The 24,363-nt window shown below is 68.0% G+C and carries 27 protein-coding genes; 14 read left to right on the top strand and 13 right to left on the bottom strand.

Going from position 1 to position 24,363, the window contains the following annotated elements; translation table 11 throughout:
• Positions 1-106: 106 nt before the first annotated feature.
• The 3 genes from LDL49_RS45520 (at position 107) to LDL49_RS45510 (ending at position 2,572) form a co-directional block, all read left to right on the top strand.
• Positions 107-268 carry a hypothetical protein gene (locus LDL49_RS45520; protein ID WP_225301167.1) on the top strand — a complete coding sequence of 54 codons (162 nt, stop codon included), beginning with the start codon at positions 107-109 and terminating at the stop codon, positions 266-268.
• Positions 269-522: 254 nt separating this feature from the next.
• On the top strand, positions 523-1,479 hold the full coding sequence (locus LDL49_RS45515) for a TIGR01777 family oxidoreductase (RefSeq protein WP_225301166.1): 957 nt from the start codon (positions 523-525) through the stop codon (positions 1,477-1,479).
• 304 nt (positions 1,480-1,783) lie between these two features.
• Entirely contained in the window at positions 1,784-2,572 is a 789-nt protein-coding gene (locus LDL49_RS45510) for an IclR family transcriptional regulator (protein ID WP_225301165.1), read from the top strand.
• A 21-nt stretch (positions 2,573-2,593) separates the two neighbouring features.
• Here the strand turns inward: LDL49_RS45510 and LDL49_RS45505 are convergent, their stop codons facing one another.
• Complete coding sequence (locus LDL49_RS45505) at positions 2,594-3,199, bottom strand: PepSY domain-containing protein (protein ID WP_225301164.1); 606 nt, start codon at positions 3,197-3,199, stop codon at positions 2,594-2,596.
• Positions 3,200-3,262: 63 nt separating this feature from the next.
• Positions 3,263-4,135, bottom strand: coding sequence for an NAD-dependent epimerase/dehydratase family protein (locus LDL49_RS45500; RefSeq protein ID WP_225301163.1), 873 nt, complete (start codon positions 4,133-4,135; stop codon positions 3,263-3,265).
• A 134-nt stretch (positions 4,136-4,269) separates the two neighbouring features.
• Between LDL49_RS45500 and LDL49_RS45495 the strand changes: the two genes are divergently transcribed.
• Complete coding sequence (locus LDL49_RS45495; RefSeq protein WP_225301197.1) at positions 4,270-5,196, top strand: GlxA family transcriptional regulator; 927 nt, start codon at positions 4,270-4,272, stop codon at positions 5,194-5,196.
• On the opposite strand, the gene LDL49_RS58775 is transcribed toward LDL49_RS45495, so the two are convergent.
• Entirely contained in the window at positions 5,180-6,682 is a 1,503-nt protein-coding gene (locus tag LDL49_RS58775; protein WP_225301162.1) for a CHAT domain-containing protein, read from the bottom strand. The two genes, LDL49_RS45495 and LDL49_RS58775, sit on opposite strands and share 17 nt — an antisense overlap.
• A 26-nt stretch (positions 6,683-6,708) precedes the next feature.
• Here LDL49_RS58775 and LDL49_RS45485 point away from each other — a divergent pair, with 26 nt between their 5' ends.
• On the top strand, positions 6,709-6,921 hold the full coding sequence (locus LDL49_RS45485) for a hypothetical protein (RefSeq protein ID WP_225301161.1): 213 nt from the start codon (positions 6,709-6,711) through the stop codon (positions 6,919-6,921).
• Positions 6,922-7,131: 210 nt separating this feature from the next.
• Positions 7,132-7,584: a hypothetical protein gene (locus LDL49_RS45480; protein ID WP_225301160.1), complete on the top strand. Its 453-nt coding sequence runs from the start codon at positions 7,132-7,134 to the stop codon at positions 7,582-7,584.
• A gap of 331 nt (positions 7,585-7,915) precedes the next feature.
• Here the strand turns inward: LDL49_RS45480 and LDL49_RS45475 are convergent, their stop codons facing one another.
• The gene (locus LDL49_RS45475; protein ID WP_225301159.1) at positions 7,916-8,359 is read right to left on the bottom strand and encodes a MarR family winged helix-turn-helix transcriptional regulator; all 444 of its coding nucleotides are present in this window, start codon (positions 8,357-8,359) and stop codon (positions 7,916-7,918) included.
• Positions 8,360-8,456: 97 nt separating this feature from the next.
• On the opposite strand from LDL49_RS45475, the gene LDL49_RS45470 reads away from it, so the two are divergent.
• The 3 genes from LDL49_RS45470 to LDL49_RS45460 all read left to right on the top strand — a co-directional run bounded on the left by LDL49_RS45470 (position 8,457) and on the right by LDL49_RS45460 (position 10,228).
• A complete protein-coding gene (locus LDL49_RS45470) occupies positions 8,457-8,999 on the top strand; it encodes a DUF998 domain-containing protein (protein ID WP_263656351.1) in 543 nt (180 codons plus the stop codon).
• A 394-nt stretch (positions 9,000-9,393) separates the two neighbouring features.
• Positions 9,394-9,765: a DUF4345 family protein gene (locus tag LDL49_RS45465; protein WP_225301157.1), complete on the top strand. Its 372-nt coding sequence runs from the start codon at positions 9,394-9,396 to the stop codon at positions 9,763-9,765.
• A gap of 121 nt (positions 9,766-9,886) precedes the next feature.
• Positions 9,887-10,228 carry a hypothetical protein gene (locus LDL49_RS45460; protein WP_225301156.1) on the top strand — a complete coding sequence of 114 codons (342 nt, stop codon included), beginning with the start codon at positions 9,887-9,889 and terminating at the stop codon, positions 10,226-10,228.
• Between the two features lie 92 nt (positions 10,229-10,320).
• Here LDL49_RS45460 and LDL49_RS45455 read toward each other — a convergent pair whose 3' ends face one another.
• On the bottom strand, positions 10,321-10,524 hold the full coding sequence (locus tag LDL49_RS45455; RefSeq protein WP_225301155.1) for a GntR family transcriptional regulator: 204 nt from the start codon (positions 10,522-10,524) through the stop codon (positions 10,321-10,323).
• A gap of 172 nt (positions 10,525-10,696) precedes the next feature.
• Between LDL49_RS45455 and LDL49_RS45450 the strand changes: the two genes are divergently transcribed.
• From LDL49_RS45450 to LDL49_RS45440, 3 genes are all read left to right on the top strand, one after another.
• On the top strand, positions 10,697-11,614 hold the full coding sequence (locus tag LDL49_RS45450) for a hypothetical protein (RefSeq protein WP_225301154.1): 918 nt from the start codon (positions 10,697-10,699) through the stop codon (positions 11,612-11,614).
• Positions 11,615-11,798: 184 nt separating this feature from the next.
• Positions 11,799-12,305 carry a hypothetical protein gene (locus LDL49_RS45445; RefSeq protein ID WP_225301153.1) on the top strand — a complete coding sequence of 169 codons (507 nt, stop codon included), beginning with the start codon at positions 11,799-11,801 and terminating at the stop codon, positions 12,303-12,305.
• Positions 12,306-12,864: 559 nt separating this feature from the next.
• The gene (locus LDL49_RS45440; RefSeq protein ID WP_225301152.1) at positions 12,865-13,293 is read left to right on the top strand and encodes a hypothetical protein; all 429 of its coding nucleotides are present in this window, start codon (positions 12,865-12,867) and stop codon (positions 13,291-13,293) included.
• Between the two features lie 556 nt (positions 13,294-13,849).
• Here the strand turns inward: LDL49_RS45440 and LDL49_RS45435 are convergent.
• The 7 genes from LDL49_RS45435 to LDL49_RS45405 all read right to left on the bottom strand — a co-directional run bounded on the left by LDL49_RS45435 (position 13,850) and on the right by LDL49_RS45405 (position 21,856).
• On the bottom strand, positions 13,850-15,436 hold the full coding sequence (locus tag LDL49_RS45435; RefSeq protein ID WP_225301151.1) for a Na+/H+ antiporter: 1,587 nt from the start codon (positions 15,434-15,436) through the stop codon (positions 13,850-13,852).
• Positions 15,437-15,510: 74 nt separating this feature from the next.
• Positions 15,511-16,623, bottom strand: a complete 1,113-nt coding sequence (locus tag LDL49_RS45430; protein ID WP_225301150.1) for a M24 family metallopeptidase — start codon at positions 16,621-16,623, stop codon at positions 15,511-15,513.
• 11 nt (positions 16,624-16,634) lie between these two features.
• Positions 16,635-17,543, bottom strand: a complete 909-nt coding sequence (locus LDL49_RS45425; RefSeq protein WP_225301149.1) for an ABC transporter ATP-binding protein — start codon at positions 17,541-17,543, stop codon at positions 16,635-16,637.
• On the bottom strand, positions 17,540-18,343 hold the full coding sequence (locus tag LDL49_RS45420; protein ID WP_225301148.1) for an ABC transporter ATP-binding protein: 804 nt from the start codon (positions 18,341-18,343) through the stop codon (positions 17,540-17,542). The genes LDL49_RS45425 and LDL49_RS45420 overlap by 4 nt, the downstream gene beginning before the upstream one ends.
• Entirely contained in the window at positions 18,340-19,215 is an 876-nt protein-coding gene (locus LDL49_RS45415; RefSeq protein WP_225301147.1) for an ABC transporter permease, read from the bottom strand. The genes LDL49_RS45420 and LDL49_RS45415 overlap by 4 nt, the downstream gene beginning before the upstream one ends.
• Positions 19,212-20,279 (bottom strand): ABC transporter permease, encoded by a 1,068-nt coding sequence (locus LDL49_RS45410; protein WP_225301146.1) that lies wholly within the window; start codon positions 20,277-20,279, stop codon positions 19,212-19,214. The genes LDL49_RS45415 and LDL49_RS45410 overlap by 4 nt, the downstream gene beginning before the upstream one ends.
• A 2-nt stretch (positions 20,280-20,281) precedes the next feature.
• Positions 20,282-21,856: an ABC transporter substrate-binding protein gene (locus tag LDL49_RS45405; RefSeq protein WP_225301145.1), complete on the bottom strand. Its 1,575-nt coding sequence runs from the start codon at positions 21,854-21,856 to the stop codon at positions 20,282-20,284.
• 107 nt (positions 21,857-21,963) lie between these two features.
• On the opposite strand from LDL49_RS45405, the gene LDL49_RS45400 reads away from it, so the two are divergent.
• Positions 21,964-22,599, top strand: coding sequence for an Lrp/AsnC family transcriptional regulator (locus tag LDL49_RS45400; protein WP_225301144.1), 636 nt, complete (start codon positions 21,964-21,966; stop codon positions 22,597-22,599).
• A gap of 25 nt (positions 22,600-22,624) precedes the next feature.
• Here the strand turns inward: LDL49_RS45400 and LDL49_RS45395 are convergent, their stop codons facing one another.
• On the bottom strand, positions 22,625-22,969 hold the full coding sequence (locus LDL49_RS45395; RefSeq protein ID WP_225301143.1) for an avidin-fold protein: 345 nt from the start codon (positions 22,967-22,969) through the stop codon (positions 22,625-22,627).
• A gap of 246 nt (positions 22,970-23,215) precedes the next feature.
• Between LDL49_RS45395 and LDL49_RS45390 the strand changes: the two genes are divergently transcribed.
• Entirely contained in the window at positions 23,216-24,244 is a 1,029-nt protein-coding gene (locus tag LDL49_RS45390) for an alcohol dehydrogenase catalytic domain-containing protein (protein ID WP_225301142.1), read from the top strand.
• The last annotated feature ends 119 nt before the right edge of the window (positions 24,245-24,363 follow it).

Genomic DNA, 24,363 nt, shown 5'->3' with positions numbered 1-24,363 from the left:
GGCGACGTTTTGGCGCACCCGGAGAAAGTCCCGAGTCAGCACGAGGTCAGGGGCGCGACAGCCGAAGACGACAGAGTGCGTCCATCAGCCGAAGAAGGGAGAAGTGGTGGTCAAGAGACTGATCAACACCGTTGTCGATGGCATGCTGAGCGCCTTCCTGCCTGAATCTCAGGCGCACGCCATCGATTGCTGGGAAGAATATTGGGGCGACAGGGATTCGCAAGGGTCGGTCTACTATCACCGGTCCTGCTGCCAGATGAGGCTGTGAACGATAGATAACCACTGGGAGCGATAGATGGCCAATCTGGGAGCTCATGTTGGCCCGGCCTGGTAACGGTCTGCCGGACCGAAGCGTGGATACGCCGACCAGGCGGCGCTCACGATGAGGCACGACAGGGCGCGTAGTGATCTGGGGCCCGGTGTGTCACAGGCCTTGGGGTTCCCATGTCGCGACATGAGCCGCTTTTGAACGTGTTCAGCTAGCCGCGCTAGGCTTGTCCCACTCACCTTGGGGGAAGCCGGATGAAGATCGTGATACCCGGGGGAACCGGGCAGGTAGGCACCATCCTCAGTCGCGCACTGACCGCCGCGGGCCATGATGTTGTGATCCTGACCAGGCGGCCGGTGCGCGATCGCGACGTCCGCTGGGATGCCGAGACACTTGGCCCATGGGCGAAGGAGATCGACGGCAGCGACGTCGTGATCAATCTGGCCGGACGCAGCGTCAACTGTCGCTACACGCCGGACAATCTGCGAGCCATGATGGATTCACGGGTGCATTCCGCCCGGGTGGTGGGTGAGGCGGTCGCGGCCGCCGTACGGCCTCCTCGGGTCTGGTTGCAGATGAGCACCGCCACCATTTACGCCCACCGCTTCGACGCCCCCAACGACGAGGTGACCGGCGTGCTCGGCGGCACCGAACCGGGCGTGCCAGGCTACTGGGCCTACAGCGTGGAGATCGCGAAAGCGTGGGAGCAGGCGCAGGAGCAAGCCGAAACCCCGCGCACGCGCAAGGTCAGCATGCGCGCTGCCATGGTGATGAGCCCCGACCGTGGCGGCGTCTTCGACGTTTTGCTGCGGCTGGCGCGCCTCGGACTAGGCGGCCCGGTCGCCGGCGGCGCCCAGTACGTGTCCTGGATCCATGACCGCGACTTCGTCCGCGCCGTCGAGTTCCTGGTCGACCGGGACGACCTCGCCGGACCGGTGAACCTCGCCGCTCCTGTCCCTTTACCGCAACGCACATTCATGCGGGTGCTGCGCGCCGCCTTGGGTGTTCCGGTGGGCCTGCCCGCAACAAAGTGGATGGCCGAACTCGGCGCGTTCGCGCTGCGCTCGGACACCGAGCTCCTGTTGAAAAGCCGCCGCGTCGTCCCCGGCCGCCTGCTCGAAGCGGGCTTCGCCTTCGACTACCCGCAGTGGCCGGAGGCCGCCGACGACCTCGTGCGACGCCTGCGCGGCGGGCATGGCTCCACCATGTGAGCCTTCGGCTCCTCCAGCGACTTCATGGCCGCCGGCCGCCCGCTCCCAGATTGGCCATCTATCGCTCCCAGTGGCCATCTATCGTTCACAGCCTCAGACAGGATGACCCGCGTCATGACAGGCGTGTTTCTAGATTGTTATCAAAGGCAACAAATTAGCCCGGAAATAGGGCTAGACCCGTCTGGCCTCCCGGGATTACGTTGCCGCAAACAACATTCAACGAAATGGTGAGGCCGGGACCCGGCGTACTCGAAGCGCGATCAGACGGTCGGAGGCGCTGCCCATGACCATGACCACAGCAACGATGGCAAGCCCGTCCAGGCAACCGGATCCCGCACGGTCGGTGGCCAGCCGGGTGCTCAGCGTTCTGGACGCGTTCTCCGGTGAACGCCGCCGGCTGACCCTGTCCGACATCAGCCGGCGGACCAGGATGCCGCTGACGACGGCGCACCGCCTGGTCGGCGAGCTGGTCGCGTGGGGCGCGCTCGAACGGGACCGGAATGGCCGCTACCAGATCGGCCTGCACCTGTGGGAGGTCGCGGCACTGGCACCTCGCGGCCTGGGGCTGCGCGAGGTGGCCATGCCCTACCTCGAGGACCTCTTCGTGGCGACCCGTCAGCACGTCCAGCTCGCCGTCCTCGACGGCCTGGACGTCGTGTACATCGAGCGGATCTCCAGCCACGACGCCGTCGGCGTGCACAGCCGGGTCGGCGGACGGTGGCCCGCGCATGCCACCGGCGTCGGGCTGGTGCTGCTCGCGTACGCGCCCCGGGCGTTCCAGGAGCGCTACCTGGACAGGCCGCTGGCGGCCTTCACCAGCAAGACCATCGTGGACCCGGACGCTTTACGGCGCGTACTGGCCGAAGTGCGGCGCACTGGCTTCGCCGTCAGCGACCGGCAGGTCACCCTCGACGCGGTGTCGGTGGCCGCCCCCGTGAGCGACGCGGCCGACGAGGTGGTGGCCGCGCTCTCCGTCGTCGTACGCGCCGGCGATCCCCTGCCGGGCCTGCCCATGCCCGGCGTGGTGCCCCCTGTACTGGCCGCCGCCCGCGGCATCAGCCGGCAACTCCTCCGGCATCCCGAAACGCCGTAGTGGCGGAAAGTTGCCGGCCCCCTAGTCGTTCTTGGTCACGGTGCCGGTCTTGGCGTCGATCTTGAGCCCCTGCCAGGTGCCGTCCGGACTGACGACATCGACATCCCAGACCAGAAGGTCGTTGTTGTACTTGTCCAGGCTCATGTGGGTGATCTTGCCGTGCGACACCGAGGAGGAAACCTTCTCCAACGCGTCCTTGAAGGTCACCTTGGCGTCCTTGACCAGCCCCATGACCCTGGCCTTCTCACCTTTGCCGGTGTCCTTGGACCTGCCTTCCGAGACCACCTTTCCCGACGCGTCCACTTCCAGCAGCCGCTCGGTGCCGTCGGGTCCGGCCAGCTGGACCTCCCAGATCTTGCCGTCGTTCTCTGACTGGACCGAGAGGACATGGGAGCCCTCGGCGGAGTCCGTGGCCGCGGCGGCCGCCTTCTCGAGGCTCGCCGTGCCGCCGGATTCCTGCTCGGGATCGCCCGGCGTCGACATGGGCAGAGGGATGACACCCCGCGCGGGGTCGGCCTTGATGGTGCCGGACTGAGTGTGGGCACTTCCGCAGGCCCCGGCCGCGAGCAAGGCCGAGCCCGCGAAGATGGTGCCAATGATGGTCTTTGACCGGTTTCTCCCATTCATGCTGAAGACGCTGCCCGGAACTCCATAAAGGCACGCCCAGGCGCTGGGCAACACGCTCCAGCGCTAGATCACTTCGCGGAGCACGTCGTCGACCGGGGTGGCACTCACGCCGAGGATCTTCTCGGTTTCGGAGTAGTCGACGACGAACGGGTGGCCGGGCTTGGTGAGCACCTCGTGCATCTCCCCCCAGAGCGGGTCGGTGTACGCGAGCAGGGTCCGCTCGCGTTCGGTCATCTCTTCCATCCGTGGTTCCGGCGCCCCCGCGAGTTCGGCGAGTCGCCCGGCCAGCTCCCGTACCGACAGGGTCGAGGTGGGCGCGTGCCACGCCCGGCCGTACGCCTGATCGTCGCGGCTCGCGGCGACCAGCGTGCGCGCGGCGTCGCCGATCGCCGTGTAGCTGTGCGGCACATCGAGCTCCTGCGGCACCAGGACGAGCCTGCCCTCCAGTACGTGCCGCTGCACCATGAGACTGAACACCGAGAAGGCTCCGGCGCCGTAGAACTGGCCGGCCCGCACCTCGGTGACCCTTACCCCTGAGGAGGCGGCCTCCTCCCATACCCGCGCCCTGGCCCGCCCTTTGGGCCCGGCCGCGGCCAGCGGGAAGTCCGGGGTGATCGGCCCGTCCACCGGCCCGTAGGCGTACAGATTGCCGAGCATGACGTAGGCGACCCCGGTCCGCTTCACCGCGGTGAGCAGCGACGCCGACAGGATCGGGAACAGCTCGGGCCAGGTGTGGTACGGCGGCGCGGCGGTGGTGAACAGCGTGTCCGCCCCCTCGGTCAGCTCGGTGAGCCGATCGGTGTCGGTCGCGTCCGCGGCGACCTTGTCGATGAGCGGGTGCTCGGGCCCGCCGCCGGTGCGGCTGATCATCCGTACCCGCTCGCCGTCCTCGGCCAGCAGCAGAGCGGTCTTCGACGCGGTAGCCCCACGACCCACGATCACATGAACTTTTGTGTCGGCAACTTTTGTGTCGGCAACTTTTGTGTCGGCAAATTTCATGATGACAACGGTGCCGAACCGCGGCCTCCTGGCATAGTGGCCGGAATGCCAACTATCCGGAGGATCTGGCCCTGCACCGCGTCGCCGCAGTCGTCGTGCCCCCCGTGCTGAGTTTCGACATCTCGATCCCCTTCATGGTTTTCAACAGCGTCCCGCACTATGACGTGCGCGTTTGTACGGCGCGGCCCGGCCCGCTGCCGACCGTCGGGGGTCCCGACGTCGTGGTGGCGGACGGTCTGGGGGCGCTGGACGGCGCGGACACGGTGCTCGCCGTCGGCAGCGGCGGCGAGCAGGCGCCCCCGGAGGTTCTCGACGCCTTGAGGAGAGCAGCGGCCGGCGGCGCCCGGATCGCCTCACTGTGTACGGGCGCGTTCGTGCTGGCCCAGGCCGGCCTGCTCGATGGGCGCCGCGCCACCACGCACTGGGGGCTGGCCGACGACCTCGCCACCCGCTTCCCGTCGATCGAGGTGCGGCCCGACGTCCTCTTCGTCGAGGACGGCGGCATCTTCACCTCGGCGGGCGCCGCGGCCGCCATTGACCTGTGCCTGCATCTGGTCAGGCTCGACTATGGCGCGGCGGTGGCCAACGCGGCCGCGCGGCTCGCGGTCGTCTCTCCCGTACGGCCAGGCGGCCAGTCCCAGTTCATCGAGACGCCACTGCCTCCCGAGCGCGGCACCTCACTCGCTCCCACCCGGGCCTGGGCGCTCGAACACCTCGATCGCCCGCTCACCCTGGCCGACCTGGCCGGACACGCCAAGATCAGCGTGCGCACCCTGACCAGGCGCTTCCACGCGGAGACCGGGCTGAGCCCACTCCAGTGGCTGCTGCACCGGCGCGTCGACCGGGCCAGGGAACTTCTGGAGACCACCGAACTGCCCATGGATCAGGTGGCCGGGAAGAGCGGTCTGGGCAGCGCGGACTCCCTGCGCAAACACCTGTCGAGCCGGGTCGGGCTCACTCCAACGACCTATCGCGCGAGCTTCAGCCGAAGAGGGTGAAACCGCACCAAACAGCCGGATGGTCGAAGCGGGGGTCGGAGCGGAGTACGGTGCGGGCCGTGGCGAAGGCGCGTCCGGGTGGGACTCCGCGGCTCAGCTCGGCGAGGTAGCGGGAGGTGAGCAGGGCACCTGCTTCCAGGGTCACCGGCCACAGGGAGGCGACGACTGCCTCGACGCCGGAGGCCAGCAGCGAGACGGCCAAGCCCTCGACCTCCATGTGGGAGAGGTCCTGGTCGATGTGGGCCGACCAGCAGCCCAGCAGGACGACCGTGCGCGGCTGCGTGGTGAAATCGTGCAGCGCGTGCGTGAGGCCGCGGCCGCGGCGGCCGTGACCCAGGAGCACGAGGGCGTCGGCCGAGCTCACCCGGTGGAGATCCGCCTGGAGGCGGACCCCGACGTCGGCCTCGTCCGAGGGCTGCTCCGAGTAGATCAGCTCGGCCAGGTCGCCGCCTGCCTCCAGCAGTTGCGCGTTCGCGCGCTCCGACCGGTCGTCCTGAACGGCGACGACGATCGTCGGAGCCGGCTCGGCCGGCCGCTGAGGCCGTCCGACCAGCGCTGTGGTCGCCACGACCCGCACCACGGCCGCTTTTCCCGCCGAGACCAGGGCGGCCGCCGACCACGGCAGCTGGAGCGCGTAGCCCTCGGTGCTGAGGTGCAGCTCGCCGAAGCGTCCGGCACCTGCCCCCAGTGCCTGCCAGAGCGTGGCGAGGCGCTCGTGGACGTCCGCTGCCGGGACGAACCGTTCGAGGATGCCGGCGTACTCCTCCATGGTGGCGATCCGTGCCTCGCGTACCGCCTGTGCCGCCTCCTGCATCCGGTCGGAGAACCAGACGTGGACCTCGAAGAGCAGCTCGGGCGGGGTGGTCTGCTCCGCCCACCCGCCGACTCCGCCGGCGGGGAGCCCGACCGTCATCCACCGGCCCTCGACGCGAACCGTGTGGGGGTGCATGCCGACGCAGATGACGGCGTGCCCGTCCGGCAGCGTGGCCGCGGCCGACGTGAGCGGCGAGACCAGCCACCGGGACGGCTCCGTCCCGGTCAGGACGATGCCCCGCTGCCTGAGCTCCCGCGCGCGATGCCGTTCGAGCGCGTCGCCCGCGAGGAGGGCGTCCTGGAAGTCTCCACCGGACACGTAGCGGGCGAAAAGGCAGCGCGAGAGCCGGGTGTAGGGCGGGGTCATCGTGGCCTGGGCCCAGAGCGTGAGCGTCCGGTTGAGGAAGACCGAACGCCGCTTCTCGGCGCGGGGTATCAGCTCCTGGTAGAGGTCGATGGCCTGGTCGAGCTCTCCCGCGGTCTCCAGGGCCAGCGCGTAGCCGGTGAGGACCGCCTCGGTCAACCATCCGTGTGCGGTCATGGTGTTGCGGCGCCGTTCGTCCAGGATGCGGTCGAGCGCGTAGGCCACCTTGCCGGTGAGCAGCGCCGACCCCCACAACCGGACCGACAGGTCGCCTGTCGCGTCGCCACGGGCATTGGGCTCGTACCGCACCACCGCCCTGGCTGACCGCGCAGGAGGTGGCGGAGAAGGGTGGCCTGCGGGCTCGGGAGATCAACATAGACGCCGGCTGGTACGGCGGCCACGGCTTCCGCGTCGTCGTCCTCGACCCCGACTGGGACCATGAGCGGGCCTCCTACACCACTTCCGACCTGGGCGAGTTCGTCGCCACCTTGGAGGGATGGATGTGGATGATCGCCCAGCGAGGAGAGCTCCCCAAGCCCGGCCCTTGAAACCTCCCAGGGCCCCCTAGGACCGTTCTTGAAACTGCTGGACTGAGGTTGACGGAATCCCGTCCGATCATCTGAATCGGACGGAATTTCGTGTTCTTGGTGTCCCGTCGCAGCGAAGGTTGAGCATTCTCACCGAAGGTTGAGTGACTGACGGGCAGCGGGGCCGAAATGCAGGTGCCCAAGACTGGGGTATGCAGGCAAGATCTCAGCATGTCTACCGACGTCAGTGGGATGATCGAGTGCCGACCGGGCGCCCGCCTTTGGGGTCCGGACGATGAGGACTCTGTGTGGCAGGCCGCCATCGACCTCTTCTTGCTCAACCGCGGCAACGCTTACGACGGACTCGCCTGTCTCTTCGGGATTCGCAACACCTTCGGCTTTCGCCCTGTGGCTGAAGGCCGTGGCTTTCCCCACGATGCCTCGGAGGGGCTGACCGGTGAGTTCGCCGTCTATGGCGGACCTGCCGACGTATTCGGAACGACTTGGCTCACTTGGGCTGAGGTCGCCTCTGTCGACTGGACGGAGACGGACAGCTCCGGCAGGCGAAACCGCGGCATGGTCGCAGGCGATGAGAGCGACTGGGGCCGGGTGTGGAGCGTGATGCGCACGCCCAGCGAAGTGCACGGCGCGCAGAACGTACGGCTCGTCGTCTGGTTCCACTGATCACACGGGCCGGTCAGCCACGGCGCCGAGTTACAACTTGGCCTTGCGGTAGCCCACATGACCGCCAGGCTGAATGGATGTTCAGGTTCAAGACGGCGTACACGCCCGAGGACAAAGATCTTGAGGACGTTCGTGCCCTCGGCGAAAGGTATGGGTTCGAGGTCCCGGCCACACATCGCCGCCCTGCGCCCCGGCTCTGAACCGCGCGCGTACGCTCCGTTTGGCCGACGCCCGTTCCGTCATGAGCAAGCGAAAGCGGGCGCCGGACGGTCTTCGCGCCGCGACGCCGACCTGAGCGGGGGCCAGGGGGCGCGGGCACAGCGGAGGCCGCTCATCGTCCAGGGATCTCTCTTCGCAAGATCTCCTCCAGTACGGGGAGCGCGCTGCTGAGCGCCTCGCGTTCCTCGGCCGTGAGCTCGCCCATTGCGGCGGCGAGAGGTGCGGTGCGGCGCGCATGGCCGTCGTGGATGGTGGCGCGTCCGATGGGGGTGGCTGACAGGATGGCGCTGCGGCCGTCATGAGTCGACGCGATGCGTTGAATCATGGACAGCTTCTCGAGTTGTGACACGGTGCGCGCCATCGTCGGCCGCGCCACCTCCTCCAAGGCGGCCAGCTGGGACGGCGTGATCTCTCCCGCGTGCACGATGACGGCCAAGGCGGAGGCTTGAGCCCTGGTGAGCACTGGGTTCGGATCCGCCGCCCGCAACCAGCGGACCAGTGTGGCAGCAGCCATCGTCCAGCGTTGAGCCTCGTCATGGACCTTGTGACCGCTCATATGATTAGCATAGGCTAACTATATGCCCGACGCAGCCTTAACCACCGGACCAGCTGTCCCGCGTCTCGCCGCAGCCGCCGCCCCAGCAGCGGCGGTCATGTTCCTGGGCAGTCTCGCGGTGTTCGCCTCGTTGCGCGATGACGGCTATTCGCACGCCCACAAGGCGGTCAGCGAATTGGGCGCCTCAGGGGCGCCGCACGCGTTCGCGTTCAACGCGCTGGGTTTCGTCGCACCCGGACTGCTGGTGATCGCGTTCGCAGCGGGGTTCGCCCCGCTGATCCGGGTCGGCGGCTCCGCGGTCGGGCCGGCGCTGCTGGCCCTGTCCGGGGCGTCTCTGGTGATCGCCGGCGTCTTTCCCGTGGACATGGCGGCACGCGAGTCCGGCACGTCCCTCGCGCATCTGGCCGGCGCCACCGCCTCTGGCATCTTCTGGGCCGCCTCCCTGTTCTGGATGGGCCGGCTGTTGACGCGCCTGCCCTCCGTCGCGGGCTTGGCACGGATCACGCCGTGGTTTGTGCTGTTCCTGGTGGCGAATCTGGCCTGGCAGGCGATGTGGCAGGCCACGGGGTGGCCGCCGCCTGGCTGGGGCCAACGCATCGCTTTCGTCGGCTACTTCCTCTGGATCGCTTTACCGGCGTGATGCTGTTGCGCGGGTCAAGCCCGGCCAATGGCCGGCCGGTGCGCGGCGTAAGTCCTCCGTCTTCCCCTCACAACGGTGTCATCGGTCCGTAATCCACGTACGGATCAGGCCGCCTGGGGAAAGCGGCGCTGATCGGCCTCGGCCTGGTCGCGGTGGTCTCCGCCATCGCCCTGCGGGTCACCGAGCACCGCCGAACGCGGCGAAAAGCGCGAAGAGCCGTTGAACGCGGAAGCCCAACGTGGCAAGCGCTTGCCCGGCTGAGGTTTCTGATCTTAGGGTGCCGCCGAAGTACCCCTGCAGCCCCGACGCGGCGGGTCGGTGAAAGCCGGATGCGGTGCGCGAGCGGCAAGCTGGCCCAGCAAACCTGCTGTGCTGTAAAAGGGGGCGTACCTTCATGTCTGCTGTCGTGATCGCCGTGGTGGCGATTTTCTTCCTCGGGATGGGCGTCTACGGACTCGTCGCGCCTGCCGCGCTGATCAGGCCGTTCCGGATCGTGGCCGACTCGGCCGAGGCGCGCACCGAGGTTCGCGCCGTGTACGGCGGTTTCGGCGTGGCCGTCGGGGGTCTGTTGCTGGCAGCGGCGGCCGACGTGGGCGGGATGCGGACGGGCGTGGTCGTGACCATCGCCATTTCCCTGCTGGGCATGGCCGTCGGACGGCTGGTGGCGCGGTTGGTCGAGCGGCCGTCGGCGTTCTACCCCTGCTGGCTGTACTTCTGGGTGGAGGTCGTTGGCGGTGGCGCGCTGCTGGCCGCCATCACTTGGTGAGCCGTCCCGTTACACGACGGGATCCAGGTACCGGATCGTGAGATGCCCGGAGAGTAGCGCGCTGGGGGAAGGCCGAAGAGCGGTCCGCGCCCGCAACTCGCCGCTGGGTGCGCTCCGTACGGTGAAGGGTGCGTCCACGCTGGCGGCCGCGCACGCTACCGCGCTGGAGCGCGAAGCTCGCCGCGGACGCACCCTCTACGTGCTGGACGAGCCCACCAACGGCCTCCACGCCGTCGACGTGGACCGACTGCTGATCGAGCTCCACCGCCTGGTCGACGGCGGCGACACCGCCGTCGTCATCGAGCGCGACCTCGACGTGATCAAGACGGCCGACTGGCTGATCGACATAGGGCGGCGGTCAGCGGGGCGGCCAGATCATCGCCGAGGGCACCCAGAACAGATCGCGGCCGATCCCGGCTCGCACACCGGACGGTTCCTGCACCCCTTGCTGGAACCGCGATGAACGCCGCGGACGTGCAGAACTTGGAGAAACGGCTGTTCAGCTCGTTGCGACCGCCGGGAGAGCAGGGCGGAGGAGGCTCAACCGGGTAAGGATTACTGCTGGGCGTTCGGGTTCGCCGCTCGCTCCTCTGAGGTAGTCGGGAACGACCCGACGCCTTGCGAGGTCACGATCCATCCCTGGTCGCGGAGGACTTTCATGGCCTTGCGGACGGTCGGCCTGGAGACCTGGAACTCTTCCTCCATCGCGACTTCGGAGAGCAGGCGGTCTTGAGCGGGATATCTACCGTGTGGCTCCAACCGGCGCCCGCGATGGGTGCGTTGGCGGAGCCGTCGGCGCAGTGCGTCAGATCAACTCGAACGGTAACGGTGGTTGGTGTTTCAACCGCTTCGGCTCGACTGACTCTGGTGCAAGGAACGCCCCCTGGAATCCCCGCCACGCCCATGACCTCCGGGCGCTCGGGACTGTACGGTGGTGGTTTTCGGCGTTAACTGGACGTACCCGCAGTTTTTTTGCTACGGAGGCGGCGGTGTAATCGATTGGTCCGACGGCATGATCGGCGGCTGTCTCGCCTGTGTCAGCGCAGGCGAAGTGAGTTTGGACTTCTCTGAACCAGGCGCCGCCGAATGGTACTTCGAAAACTACGTCCTGCGGGGCAATCCCCTTTTCAGTGATGAAGAAGCAAGACGCGCCGGTAAGATGCCGAACGGAATGACGGCTCCCGACGGCTTCTGGAACATGAGTGTCAAAGAGCGCGCGGACTTCACGAAGCTAGCCTCGTGGATGAATTTCACCAACCCTTCGATCACGCAAGAGGAGTTGCTCGGCGCCGGAGGAAAGTCGGCCGCTGGGGGTAAGAATGGGCCGCCGCCCTCATACTATAGTTCCTTCAAGCAACTGCTTAAATATAGTAAGTTCATAGAAAACTCGGCAGCGCAATGGCATGTGGACAAGAATACCCTGACAGCTGTTCTCATCTACGAGATGATGGATCCGGAAGCGAAGTTTAGTGAGTTGACCGGAGGGTTTGAAGCGCCTGCGCTTTATGCCAAGCGTGGAGCAACTGGCTCTTATGGCATAGCGCAACTCGAAGTATATAAGGCAAGGATGGTGCTGCAGAAATACAAAGGTAAAGTGTTCAGTGAAGGCCTAAGGGGAAACGTGCAGATTGTAGCGCTGCCCATAAAGCCTAAATACGCAACTGATATCGCTGCAATGTATCTAAAGTATTTGAAAGATAGCATTAAAGTAAAAGCGACCAGGGACGAAGGAGGGTACTACACCCGTGACATATCGTGGGCGGAAGCGGCCGTAACGTACTGTGGATGTGCTGGTGTCACGATGAGTGCAAGTACTGGGACATTTGGCTGGAGTAGATTTTCCACTTGAATGGGAGGCGGGCCTCTGGTAACTGATGATCCGGACAACAGAAAAGAAGCGATAAATCGTTTTAATGCTATGATGTCTAATGGGTGGGCAATGCAAGCCGCGTCGGAGTACTGGAATTGTGTTTCCAACAATTGTTGAGTTATGCGCTGCAAGCGCCCGCAACAACGAAAGAGGTGTTGCTGCGATGTTCCGTGGTCGCGTCGATGGTCTGAGACGCATCCTTCCGACGACCAAGCTATTTCTTGCCGCCTTGTGTGTGCCTCTAGCTCTTGCTGGGTGCGGCACGCAATGGTTCACTCGAAGAATCGAGGTGGATACAGCCGCTGTTGATGAGGTGCGCGGTATCGGTGGCGTCGTGGCGCAGACTGTTGCTGACCCTGTCTATGAGGGGACTGTCGAGGTTACGGCTATCTTAATAATGGATGTGGGGGCGGGACGCTTCAAAGAAGCGCATGACGTGGCGCTCGGTCGCCTGCGACAGCGTGGTTGGACGATAGCCTCTGGCGGGGACGCCGATTCGGCGCTGATGAAATCAGCCAAATGGAAGGACGTGATATTAAGGATTGGAAGATTCAGGGATTTTGAGGAATACGGTGCAACTCTTGAACCGAAGATCGACAAAGTCCTCCACAGCGACTCGTCTAAGTCCGATACATATGTTATCGTCGCCTTGTCTCCTAATAAAGAATGAGGCGATCCCTGCAGGGCGGATCGGGATAATCGGGCGGAGTGCGGTGTTGGGGCGTAGCAAACCACACCGGCGATGTCGACCCGGCCGGTCCGCCTGGCCCGCACGGTCATCACCGGGCGGGCGACCCGCGGCGCCCATGTGCGTGCTTTCGGCGGCCTCAGCCCCTGACCTGCCTCATCCAAGCAGATGGAAACGCCCAGGTCCCCGCAGTGGCTTTACGGCCAGCCACACCTCCTGCCGCTCGGCATCGATGGGCGTCCCATCAATGATATCGAAGCCGCATATGCTTATTGCGGATGTTCTGGAGTCACGGTATGGGATGGGACGAACTGGTTTTATCCTGTGCCGAAACATGACAGATTCGATACGTGGATGAAAACCGGTGTTCTCGACGGGACTCAAGAGAATGTGGCTAACGCAAAAATAGGCGGAGAGATTTGGATGCGATGCTGAACATGGGCGGCGGTGACGGCGTCGTTTGGGCATTATGGGTGTGCGTTGAGGATGGGGGGAAGAAATGTGGATAAGGGCAGTTATGGCAGGGGGCCTTTTAGGTGTCGTGCTTATCGTAATTCTCCTTGCTTTCCGAGGCGGGTTGTTTTCTGCGCCGGTTCCTCGGGTGCCCCCCGCTGCTCTCGATGATGTACGCCGCATCGGCATAGTTCAGGCGGAGGACAGCATCGAAGACAGTTACGATGATGATGTAGAGATTACTAATACGTTCGTCATTGATGTCGGAAGCGCGAGCAATAACGAGGCGATAGACAAAGCTGCCAATCTTCTTGGCGGGCGCGGATGGGAGATTCTCGGCAAGAGTCAAACGGGGGCGGCGATGAAATCCGCTAAATGGAATGCATCCTTGTCGGTGGATCCATTCGATCCCGCATCTCTCCGGTATCATCCCAATATTCTGAAAGCGCTACAGGGCAAATCGGCCAGGGCGGAAGCCTTTGCCATCGTCAGGGTCAACGTTTATCAGGGCGGATAATGCGATCCCAATTCCAAACTTTCGCGATCTACTCTATGGTCAGCGGTTGAGCTGATGATCACGATGGCATGAGGACGTGCCGGTGGTTGTACGGGACCCCGAACCTCTGCGACGCTGGCACGTCCGCAGCAGCACGCGGGAATGGTCCCGACAGTTCGCGGGTGGGACGCTGTGGTAAAGGCTAGTCGCCAATGGAGGTGTGGTCCCTTACGACGCCCTGGATGCCGCGCAGTGAGGTCATCGGCCACGACGACCTCTACAAGGTTGGCAGGGAGAGCTGGGGCGGATACGGCTTGGGCACGCTCATCGGTGAGTACTGGCGATAGGCTGGTGGGTGGCTCGGCGAGCGCGTGCCCGTCAAGACGATGCCCCCAGGGCATGTCACCGTCTTTACCTTGGACGTAGACGAGGTGGAGAAGCTGGTCCCGGACTCGATCGTCGTCAAGAAGGTATGAGGGGCTCGCTACGCTGGTATTCGATCAACTCATTCATCACGGTCCGATGGCAGCGAACGGCACATGCTCGGGGTAAGCGGGTTAGGCGTTCGCCTGGTAGGTCAGTGCATGCTCCGGGCGTCGAGTTGGCGTAGTACCCGGGTGACCACCTCGGGGTCGGCGGTTGAGTCGCGGCGGGCGTCGAGTACGGCCTGGCGGGCGGCGGACATCATCTCCGACTCGACCCGCCTGACCGTCCGCACCCGCTCGGCGCGTTTCTCGTAGGCCGCGCGCCGCTCCTCGTCGGCGGCCTCGGCGCTGATGCGCATGCCGATGTCCGTCATCCGTTTGGCGAGCAGTTCCACCACCTCTTCGGGCAGGTCCTCGGCCTCGTCGATCTCCTTGAGCCGTTTCCTGGCGGCCTTGGCGGCGCTGATGGCCAGGCGGCGTTCCAGGTCTCGTTCGGCTGCGGTGTCGGTTTTGACGCCCAGCTTGCTCACCAGCCAGGGCAGTGTCAGCCCTTGGAGGACCAGTGTGACCAGGATGACGGCGAACGCGATGAACACCAGCACAGCCCGCTCCGGGAAGGGCGACCCGTCCTCCGTCTTCAGGGGGAGGGCCAGGGCGAGTGCCACCGAGGCGACGCCGCGCATGCCCGCCCACCACATGACGACCGTCTCGCGCCAGCTCAGCGGCACCTCGGAGTCGTCGTCGCCGGCCCGGCGGGTCTTCCTGGCCAGCCAGGCGGCGGGCAGCAGCCAGACCAGCCGTACCACCACCACGACGCCCACCACGGCGGCGCTCCAGCCGAGCACCTCGGTCAGCCGGCCGCCGACCGTACCGAACACGCTGTGCAGCTCCAGCCCGATCAGCCCGAACGCCACCCCCGTCACGAGCGTGTCGACGATCTGCCAGAACGTCGCGGACGCGAACCTGCCGTGTACGTCGTCGGCGTCCGACATGCGGTCGCTCAGGTAGAACGCGCTGGTCAGTACGGCCAGCACCCCCGAGCCGTGCCACTTGTCGGCCACCGCGTAGCTGACGAACGGCACCAGCAGCGACAGCCCCACCTGCAGCGTGGCGTCGCCCAGCAGGGCCATCAGCCGGCCGGCGAGCCAGCCGAGCCCGAGTCCCACCGCGACCGCCACCACCGCCGACAGCACGAACTCGCCCAGCGCGCCCGGCCACCAGAAGACGCCGGTGACCGCCGCCGTGATCGCCACCTTGTACAGCACGATCGCCGTGACGTCGTTGAACAGGCCCTCGCCCTCCAGCAGCGACACCAGCCGCCTGGGCAGCCCGAGCCGGCCCGCCACCGCCGTGGCCGCCACCGGGTCGGGCGGCGCCACCAGCGCGCCGAGCGCCGCCGCGGCAGCGATCGGCAGGCCGGGGATGAGCGCGTGCGCCGTCACCGCGACGGCCGCCGTCGTCACGAACACCAGCGCCACGGCGAGGAGGAAGATCGGCTGCCAGTTCTTCGCGAACTGCCGCCACGACGTCCGCCGTACCGCCGCGTACAGCAGGGGAGGGAGAAGGAGCGGCAGGACGATGTCGGGGGGTACGTCCACGTTCGGCACGAACGGCAGCAGGGCCAGGACGATGCCGAGCAAGGTCATCAGCACGGGCGGCGGCAGCCCGAGCCGGTCACCGAGCGGCACCGTGATCAGGGCGCCCAGCAGGATGAGCATGAGCAGCACGAACTGGTCCACGACGCCCTCCGATGATCGTCTCAATCAGCCTAGACGGGTCGTTGGCCGAGGCCGCAGAGGGGCGGGGTGCGGCGTCAGCGGTCGAGGACCTGCAGGGTGTGGTGGGCGGAGCCGAGGGGGGTCGGGCCCGCCGCCGTGATGGCGACCACGTCTGCCACCCGGGCGCCGAACAGGTCCGGCACGTAGATCGCGGGCTCCAGGCACAGGGTCATCCCCGGTTCCAGCGGCGTGCCGTCGCCGGGCTGGACGCGCGGGCCCTCGTCGTGGCCCAGTCCCACGCCCCGGCCGAAGTGGGCGGCGGCGAAACGGCCGTACCCGCTGCCGTCGATCACGTCCCCGACCGCCTTGGCCACGCTCTCGGCGACGGCCGACGGCCGGGCCGCCGAGCGTAGAGCGGCGGCCCGTGCGGCGAGTACCACGGAGTACATGGCCTCGAAGTCCTCTGGGGGCTCGGCGACGGCGAACACCCGCGCCACCTCCGCGCAGTAGCCGTCCCACCGGCCGCAGAGCGACACCAGCAGTGCGTCGCCGGGGTTGATCACCCGGCCGCCGGGGCGGTGCGCGGGGCGCGCGGTGTGCTCGCCCGCGGCGACCCGCAGCGACAGGACCTCCTCGCAGCCGGTCTCCATCAGCAGTAGCCGCAACCGGGCCGCCATCGCGCGCTCGGTGGCGCCGAACCAGGACAGCTCGCGCGCCTGGCCGAGCACCGATTCCACGGCCACGACGGCGCGCTGGACCGCCTCGATCTCGGGCGGCCGCTTGCGCAGCCGCAGCGGCGCCAGCACGGCCGTGGCGGGCACCAGCTCGGCCTCGATCGCAAGGCCGAACAGCTCGCGGACCCGCATCTCCGGGTCCACGCCGACACGCCGCGCGGTCCGGGGTACGAGCGGGACCGGGTCGGCGGTCTCGGCGGCCGTGTCCAGGGTGACGACGAGAAACCCCTCGCCCCGCCCGCCCAGGAACCTGAAGTCGGGCGAGGGCCGCAACACCAGGGCGTCGACCTCCGCCTCGGCCATGGCCGCCCGCACGACCTCCAGGACCGGCTCCGGGCCGGGCCGCTCCAGGACGGGAACTGCGATGGGTTCCGTGGTGGGCTCCATGGTGAGCTCCAGGGCGGGGTCCGTGGTGGGTTTCAGGGTCGGATCCGGGGTGGGCTCCAGGACCGGTCCCTGGGTGGGTTCCGTCACGTCGGGGTCCGTCACTTGGGCTCGTGCAGCCAGCAGGCGACCGGTCCGAAGTCGGGCTCCTTGTCCCGGCACACGTCCATGACCTGCGGGCAGCGCGGGTTGAACCGGCAGCCCGCCGGCGGGTCGGCCGGGTCCGGCACGTCGCCGGGCAGTTCGGCGGGCAGCACGCCCATCCCGTCGGGCTTGGGGATGGCGCGCAGGAGCGCCTGCGTGTACGGGTGGCGGGGATTGGCCCACACCTCGGCCGTGTTCCCGACCTCGACGATCCGGCCGAGGTACATGACCGCGATCCGGTCGGCGATCAGCCGCACCACCGACAGGTCGTGGCTGATGAACAGCAGCCCCGCCCCCGAGTCCACGGCCAGGTCGCGCATCAGCGTGGCGACCTGCGACTGGGCCGAGGCGTCCAGCGCCGAGATCGGCTCGTCCCCGATCAGCAGCCGGGGCCGCGCCGCCAGCGCCCTGGCGATCGCGATGCGCTGCCGCTGGCCGCCCGAGAACTCGTGCGGGTGCCGGCTCACGAAGTCGCGTGGCAGCCCGACGCGTTCCAGCAGGTCGGCGGGGGCGGTGGCGGTGTCGCCGGAGGTACGGAGCCCGTCGGCGATCTGGTCGCCCACGCGGCGGCGCGGGTTCAGCGACGCGTACGGGTCCTGGAACACCATCTGGATGCCCGTCAGCTTGCGCCGCCGCAGCCCGAGCGGTGTGACCGGCTGCCCGTCGAAGGTGATCGAGCCCTCGGTGACGGGGTTCAGCCCGCAGACGGCGCGGGCCAGCGTCGACTTGCCGCAGCCGGACTCGCCGACCAGGCCGACGACCTCGCCGGGCCCGACGGACAGGCTCGCCCCGGCGACCGCCCTGACGATCGGGCGCCCGGGCGAGCGGTGCTCGACGACCAGGTCGTCGATCGCCAGCAGCGTCATGAATCCTCCGAACGGGGAGCGGGAGCGGGGTCGGATCCGGCGTCGGGTAGCGAGTCGAGCAGGGAGCGGGTGTACGGGTGGGCGGGTTCGCGCAGCACCTGGCCGCGCGCCCCCGTCTCCACCACCAGGCCGTCCTTCATCACGCTCACCTCGTCCGCCACCGCCGACATGACCCCCAGGTCATGGGTGACGAGCAGCACGGCCAGCCCCAGCTCGTCGCAGAGCCCGCGCAGCAGCCGCAGCACCCCCGCCTGCACGGTCACGTCCAGCGCCGTCGTCGGCTCGTCCGCGATCAGCACCTTGGGGGAGCAGGCCAGCGCGATGGCGATCGCCACGCGCTGCCGCATGCCGCCCGAGAACTGGTGCGGGAAGCGCCCGTACGCCTCCTCGGCCCCGGGGATGCGTACCTTGCCGAGCAGCTCGACGGCCCGCCGCCGGGCCTCCCGCTTGTCGACGCCGAGGTGGTGGCGCATGTGCTCGGTGAGCTGCTTGCCGATCGTGAGCATCGGGTGCAGGCTCGTGGCCGGGTCCTGGAAGACCATGGCCACCTCGCCGCCGCGTACCCGGTTCAGCTCCTTCGGCGGCAGCGTGAGCAGCTCACGGTCGCCGAGCGCGATGCTGCCGGTGGCCCGCGAGCCGTGCGGCAGCAGGCCCAGGACGGCCAGGCCGGTCATGGTCTTGCCGGAGCCGCTCTCGCCCGCCAGACCGTGCACCCTGCCCTCCTGGAGCGACAGGTCCACGCCGCGCAGGATCTCCTTGCCGCCGATGGTCACCTTCAGATCGGTGATGTCCAGGGTCACAGCGCACGCTCCTTGATGGCGCGGGCCGTACGGGGGTCGAGGGCGTCCCGCAGCGTGTCGCCGAGGAAGTTGAAGGCCAGCACCACGGTGAGGATCGCCAGGCCGGGGAAGGTCGCCACCCACCAGCTGTCGAAGACCTCCACGCCGGAGGCCACCATCGCGCCCCACTCCGGAGACGGCGGCTTGGCCCCGAGGCCGAGGAACGACAGCCCCGACAGCAGCAGCAGCGCGGTGCCGATGTCGAGCGTGGCCAGGACGAGCACCGGGCCCGTCACGTTCGGCAGCACGTCCACGCGCAGCGAGCGCCAGGCCGAGAAGCCCAGCAGCCGCCCGCTCAGCACGAACTCCCGCTCCCGCACGCCCAGCACCAGCCCGCGCGTCACGCGGGCGTAGGCGGGCCAGGCCACGACGAGTACGGCCAGCACCGCGTTGGTCAGGCTGGCCCCGAGCGCCGCGGCCACCACCATGGCCAGGATGACCGTCGGGAACGCGAACACCAGGTCCGCCACCCGCATGATCGTCTCATCCACCCATCGCCCGAAATATCCGGCGCAGGCGCCGAGCAGGCCGCCGATCAGCACCGACAGCGCCACCAGCATCAGCGTCAGCGGGATCGACACCCGCGCGCCGTGCATGACCCGGCTGAGGATGTCCCGGCCGAGCTGGTCCGTACCGAACCAATGACCAGGCCCGGGGGCGGCCAGGCGCGGCAGGTCCTGGGCCAGCGGGTCGTGCGGCGCGAGCACCGGCGCGGCCAGCGCGACCACGAGCCAGGCGATCGCGATCACGCCGCCGACGATGGCCAGCGGTTGCCGCCAGGCATGGGGGAGCCGCCCGGTCAGGCCCTTGCGGGCCAGGGGATCCCGTTTCACTGAAGCCTCACTCGGGGATCGATGACGCCGTACAGCACGTCCACGATCAGGTTGATGACGAGGTAGACGACGCCGACCACCAGCCCGACACCCATGACGGCGGGCAGGTCGAGGGTGGTGGCGCTCTTGTAGGCGTACTGGCCGACGCCCGGCCAGGCGAAGATCGCCTCGACCAGTACCGTGCCGGACAGCAGGCTGCCGAACGCCAGACCGGCGACCGTGACGATCGGCACCAGCGCCGAGCGCAGCACGTACCGGAACAGGATCGTCCGGCCCGGCAGGCCCTTGGCGCGGGCGGCCCGCACGTAGTCCTGGCCGAGCACCTCCAGCACGGCCGAGCGGGTGAAGCGGGTCAGCAGCCCGATCGTGTACAGGGCCAGCACGAGGGCCGGCGTGATCAGGTGGCCGACGGCCGAGCCGAAGATGTCCCACCGGCCGGCGAGCAGCGCGTCCACCGTCTGCAGGCCGGTGACGGCCGGGGCGGTGCCCAGTGCCGCGTCGACCCTGCCGCTGCCCGGGGTGATCTGCAGCCGGTAGAAGAACACGTAGAAGGCCACCAGCGCCAGCCAGAACGTCGGCACCGAGATGCCGATCAGGCTCAGCACCCGCAGCGCGTGGTCCGACAGCCGGTCCCTGCGCAGCGCGGCGATCACACCGAAGGCCACGCCGAGCACGAGGGAGACCAGGATCGCCGCCCCGGCCAGCTCCAGCGTCGCCGGGACGAACTCCGCCAGGTCCTGGCTCACCGGCCGGTGACTCTGCTGGCTGGTGCCGAGGTCGCCGTGGACGACGCCCTGGAGATGCAGCAGGTACTGCTCCCACAGCGGCTTGTCCAGGCCGTGCTCGCTGCGCCACTGCGCGACGATGGCCGGGTCGCCCAGGGCCCGCTGGCCCAGGTTCGCGGCCACGGGGTCGCCGGGCACCAGGTTCGTCAGCACGAACGTCACCAGCGTGATGCCCCAGGCCAGCAGGAGCGCCATGAGGATCCGCCGGATCAGGAACCGGGCGAGGGGATGCGCCCCGCGCCGCCGGGACGGGCGGGGCGGGGCGGCGGTGGTGGGCATGCCTACTTCGCGCCGAGGTGGGCGACGTCGACGGTCCAGACCGGGTGATACTCGAGGCCGGTCACCGAGGCGGCGGTCACGATGTTCTGGCTCGGCTGGATCAGCGGGATGAACGGGCCCGAGGCGTTCAGCTTCGTCTGCACGTCGGCGTACGCCTGCTTGCGCGCGTCGTCGCCGATCGCGGTCGCGGCCTTCTCACCGGCGGCCTCGATCTCCTTGGCCGCGCCGGCCTTCCAGCCCGCCCGCAGGCCCACCGTCTTGCCCGGCAGGAAGGCCAGGTAGTCGCTGGGGTCCGGGTAGTCAGGGCCCCAGTACCACAGGCCCATCTCCTCCTTGCCGTTGCGGTAGTTGTCGAGCGCGGTGGTGACCGGCGCGGGCTGCAGGTCGACCGTGATGCCGACCTCCTTGAGGTTGGCCTGGACGCGCTCGGCCAGCGGCTGGAACGACAGGCCGTTGACCGTCAGCTCGCTCGGGTACTCCAGCTTCACCGTGGGGTTGGTCACGCCGCTCGCGGCCAGGGCCGCCTTGGCGCCCTCGACGTCGCGCTTGGCCGCCTGGTCGGCGGGCAGCGCGCCGAGCAGCTGAGAGGGGATCACGCCGGGGGCCTGCGTGGAGCCCTCACCGGCCAGTTCGAGCAGGCCCGCGTAGTCGACGCCCTTGCGCACGGCCTCGACGAACTTGGCGTTCGGCGTCGTCTTGCTGACCTTGTCGTCCTGGTTGGCCAGCAGGAAGATCACGTTGGCCGAGGCGGTCTTCTTGACCTGCAGGTTCGCCGGCATGCCGGTCACCTGGTCGCCCGACAGGTTGAGCGCCACCTGGCTGTCGCCGCGCTGGACGTTCAGCTTCTGCGTGGCGGACTCGACGTTGCGGATGACGACCTTGTCGTAGGCGGGCTTGGTGCCGTAGTACTTCGGGTTCGCCTTCAGCACGACCTGGCTGCTCACGTTGAACGACTCGATCGTGTACGGGCCCGAGCCGGCGGAGGAGGCGTTCAGGTACTGCTCGGCCTTGTCCTGCGCGTCCGCGGTCGCGCCGTGCTGCTTGGCGAGCTTGCTGTTGATGATGCCGAGCGCCGGGTTCGGCAGGATGAACGGCAGCGCCGGGTTGGCCGCCTTGGAGGTCAGCGTGATCGTCGAGTCGCCCTCCTTGGCCACCTCGACGCCATCGAGCAGGAACGACGGGGTCCCCTTCATGTCACGCACCCGGCTCAGCGAGAACACCACGTCGTCCGCGGTGACGGGGGAGCCGTCGGCGAACGTCGCGCCCTGCTTGAGCTTGAGTGTGAGCACCTTGCCGTCCTTGGACAGCTCGTACGACTCGGCCAGCGCCGGCACCGGCTTGGTCACGTCGGCGCCGTCGAAGGTGAGGAGCGTCTCGTAGATCGCCTTCTCGACGGTCAGGCCGGTCGGCTCGTACGTGCGCCCGGGGTCGGCCGTCTTGAGGTCGAAGGACGTGTCGATCACCAGGGTCTTGCCGCCGCTCTGCGCGGCGGGGGTCTGGGAACCGCCGCTTCCGCAGGCGGCGAGGGCGAGTGCACCGGCGAGCAGCACAGCCGCCGTCTGCGAGCGGGTCGCCATTGAGTCCTCCAGTTGGACGGTTGGCCGAAAGATGTCGAGGATTGTCGGGCAGAACGTCCAGGCACTGTGCGGTCGCTGAGACGTATATAAATGGGCTGGGGGTAACTATGAGTGAAATTTCCAGGAATGGTGCCAGCGGTAGCGGTCAGCCTGGACGGATCGGCATCGGCCTGGAGCTCGACGCGGTCCACCTGAAGATCCTCGAGGTCCTGCGGGAGAACGGCAGGATCTCGGTCTCGTCATTGGCCGAGCGGGTGGGCATCTCCCGGGCCAACGCCTACACCCGCTTCGAGGCGCTGCGCGCCGACGGCGCGATCAAGCGGTTCACCGCCGAGATCGACCACGTCAGGACGGGCCTCGGCATCACCGCGCTGATCTTCGTGACCGTGCGGCAGCAGATGTGGAAGCAGTTCAGGGCCGAGCTGGCCAGGATGCCCGAGGTCGAGTACTGCGCGATCACCACCGGCCAGCACGACGCGATGATCCAGGTACGGATGGCGGACGTGGCCGAGGTCCACGCCATGGTGACCGACCGGCTGGCCAACATCCCGGCCGTGAAGGCGACCGAGACGGTCTTCATCCTGGACGAGGTGCTCAGGCGGCCGTACGTGCTGCCCAGCGACCGTGACAAGGCCCGTCCGGCACGGCGGGCGGCCCAGGAGGCCCCCGGCGACGTGCCGCTCGGCAAGATGCGCTTCGTCGGCGCCGCGGAGGGAAGGGCCGCCCTGCGCAAGGACGGCTGACCTGCATCGATGGCCCTTTGGGCGGTCAGGGGGTGACGACCTCGGTGCACACGCTGACGTGCCGGGTGTCGTCGCCCTCGAACTGGAACTCCTCCACCAGGCGGAGCCGTCCGTCGGCTTCGGTCTCGATGCGGCTGTTGCTCTGGCCGCCCGCCTTGCCGCCGGTCTTGAGCGCGTGCGCGTAGGCGATGGAGACCAGGTCGCCGTCCCTGGTGCCGACGAAACGGCCGTGCGTGACGGTGTCGCCGGTGTAGCTGCCCCACACCACCCCGTCGGCCTCCCAGTAGTCGAACGCGGTGGGCCGTTCCTGGTCCACCACGCTCGCCGTCGAACTCACCATCACGAATCTGCGGCCGTTGAGAAGGTTCACGCCGCCCATGCTCCCGATAACTTCCTGACACGGAGCGTCAGGCTGGACGTTTCTCGCCGAACGCCGAGATCTCCTCGGCGATCCGTCCAGCCGCCGGGGCCGTGCAACGGGACTTGTCAGGAATCCGGCTCCGCAGGTCGGGGTTTACCAGGGGTCAGACAATTGGTCAAAGCGCTGAGTGGAACGATGGACTTGTGACGGCCTCTCCGCAGGCCGCCGCTTCCCATGAGACGAAAAGGAGACGCCATGTCTTCTTCTGCCACGCACCGTTCCATGCAGGTCAGCGCGCCCGGCGGGATACTGTCCCTGGTCCGGGCGGACACCCGGGAGCCGGGCCCGGGCCAGGTACGGATCACCGTCGAGGCGTGCGGGGTGTGCCACTCCGACGCGATGATCACCGCCGGCCACCTCCCGGGCACCACCTTCCCCGTCACGGCGGGGCACGAGATCGCGGGACGCGTCGACGCGCTCGGCGACCACGTCACCGGCTGGTCCGTCGGTGATCGGGTGGCGGTCGGCTGGTACGGAGGCAGCTGCGGTCACTGCGACGCCTGCCGGCAGGGAGACGGCATCCTGTGCCCCGAGCTTCAGGTGCCGGGCGCCGCGTACGCGGGCGGCTTCGCCGACTCCGTCGTGGTGCCGGCCGTCGCCCTGGCCGCGATCCCGGACGAGCTAACGGCGGTGGAGGCCGGGCCCCTGGCCTGCGCCGGCGTGACGGTGTACAACGCGCTGCGCCACAGCTCCGCGCGTCCGGGCGACACCGTCGCGATCCTCGGTCTGGGCGGCCTGGGGCACCTGGGCGTCCAGTTCGCCGCGAAGATGGGCTTCAACACCATCGCGCTGGCCCGCGGTCCCGACAAGGCGCCGCTGGCCCACGAGCTCGGCGCCGCTCACTACGTCGACAGCGCCACCGCGCCGGTGGCCGACGCGCTGCGGGCGTGCGGGGGAGCCACCGTGGTGCTGGCGACGGTGACCAACGCCGAGGCGATGTCCGCGACGGTCGAGGGCATGGGGCGCCGCGGTGAGCTGATCATCGTCGGCGTCGACATGGAACCGCTGCGCGTCACGCCCCTACAGCTGGTGGGGGCGGCCAGGCGGGTGTACGGGCACGCTTCCGGAAACGCGGTCGACATCCAGGACACCATGAGGTTCGCCGCCCAGAGCGGTGTCCGGGCGTGGATCGAGGAGGTTCCGCTGGAGGAGGCCCAGGCCGCGTTCCAGAAGATGCTCTCCGGCCAGGCCCGCTTCCGCATGGTCCTGACCACCGGCAACTGATCGACCATCGCAGCGGAAACTCCGCCTGACCGTTACCGATCAGTGACGTTCCGTACCGCAATCTATTCCCTGAGTAGCGGTGCGGTCTGTGATAGTAATGTCACGCTCGGTGTTCGGTG

The sequence above is a fragment of the Nonomuraea aurantiaca genome (assembly GCF_020215705.1).
Classification (GTDB): domain Bacteria; phylum Actinomycetota; class Actinomycetes; order Streptosporangiales; family Streptosporangiaceae; genus Nonomuraea; species Nonomuraea aurantiaca.
This window is presented reverse-complemented; position numbering and strand designations above follow the sequence as displayed.

Coding starts and splice junctions, on each gene's coding strand:
- LDL49_RS45515 (WP_225301166.1), top strand. CDS start 523: ATGAAGATCGTGATACCCGGGGGAACCGGGCAGGTAGGCACCATCCTC.
- LDL49_RS45405 (WP_225301145.1), bottom strand. CDS start 21,856: ATGGCGACCCGCTCGCAGACGGCGGCTGTGCTGCTCGCCGGTGCACTC.
- LDL49_RS45465 (WP_225301157.1), top strand. CDS start 9,394: ATGTCTGCTGTCGTGATCGCCGTGGTGGCGATTTTCTTCCTCGGGATG.
- LDL49_RS45400 (WP_225301144.1), top strand. CDS start 21,964: ATGAGTGAAATTTCCAGGAATGGTGCCAGCGGTAGCGGTCAGCCTGGA.
- LDL49_RS45390 (WP_225301142.1), top strand. CDS start 23,216: ATGTCTTCTTCTGCCACGCACCGTTCCATGCAGGTCAGCGCGCCCGGC.
- LDL49_RS45445 (WP_225301153.1), top strand. CDS start 11,799: ATGTTCCGTGGTCGCGTCGATGGTCTGAGACGCATCCTTCCGACGACC.
- LDL49_RS45470 (WP_263656351.1), top strand. CDS start 8,457: ATGTTCCTGGGCAGTCTCGCGGTGTTCGCCTCGTTGCGCGATGACGGC.
- LDL49_RS45505 (WP_225301164.1), bottom strand. CDS start 3,199: ATGAATGGGAGAAACCGGTCAAAGACCATCATTGGCACCATCTTCGCG.
- LDL49_RS45510 (WP_225301165.1), top strand. CDS start 1,784: ATGGCAAGCCCGTCCAGGCAACCGGATCCCGCACGGTCGGTGGCCAGC.
- LDL49_RS45425 (WP_225301149.1), bottom strand. CDS start 17,543: ATGACGCTGCTGGCGATCGACGACCTGGTCGTCGAGCACCGCTCGCCC.
- LDL49_RS45475 (WP_225301159.1), bottom strand. CDS start 8,359: ATGAGCGGTCACAAGGTCCATGACGAGGCTCAACGCTGGACGATGGCT.
- LDL49_RS45410 (WP_225301146.1), bottom strand. CDS start 20,279: ATGCCCACCACCGCCGCCCCGCCCCGCCCGTCCCGGCGGCGCGGGGCG.
- LDL49_RS45480 (WP_225301160.1), top strand. CDS start 7,132: ATGTCTACCGACGTCAGTGGGATGATCGAGTGCCGACCGGGCGCCCGC.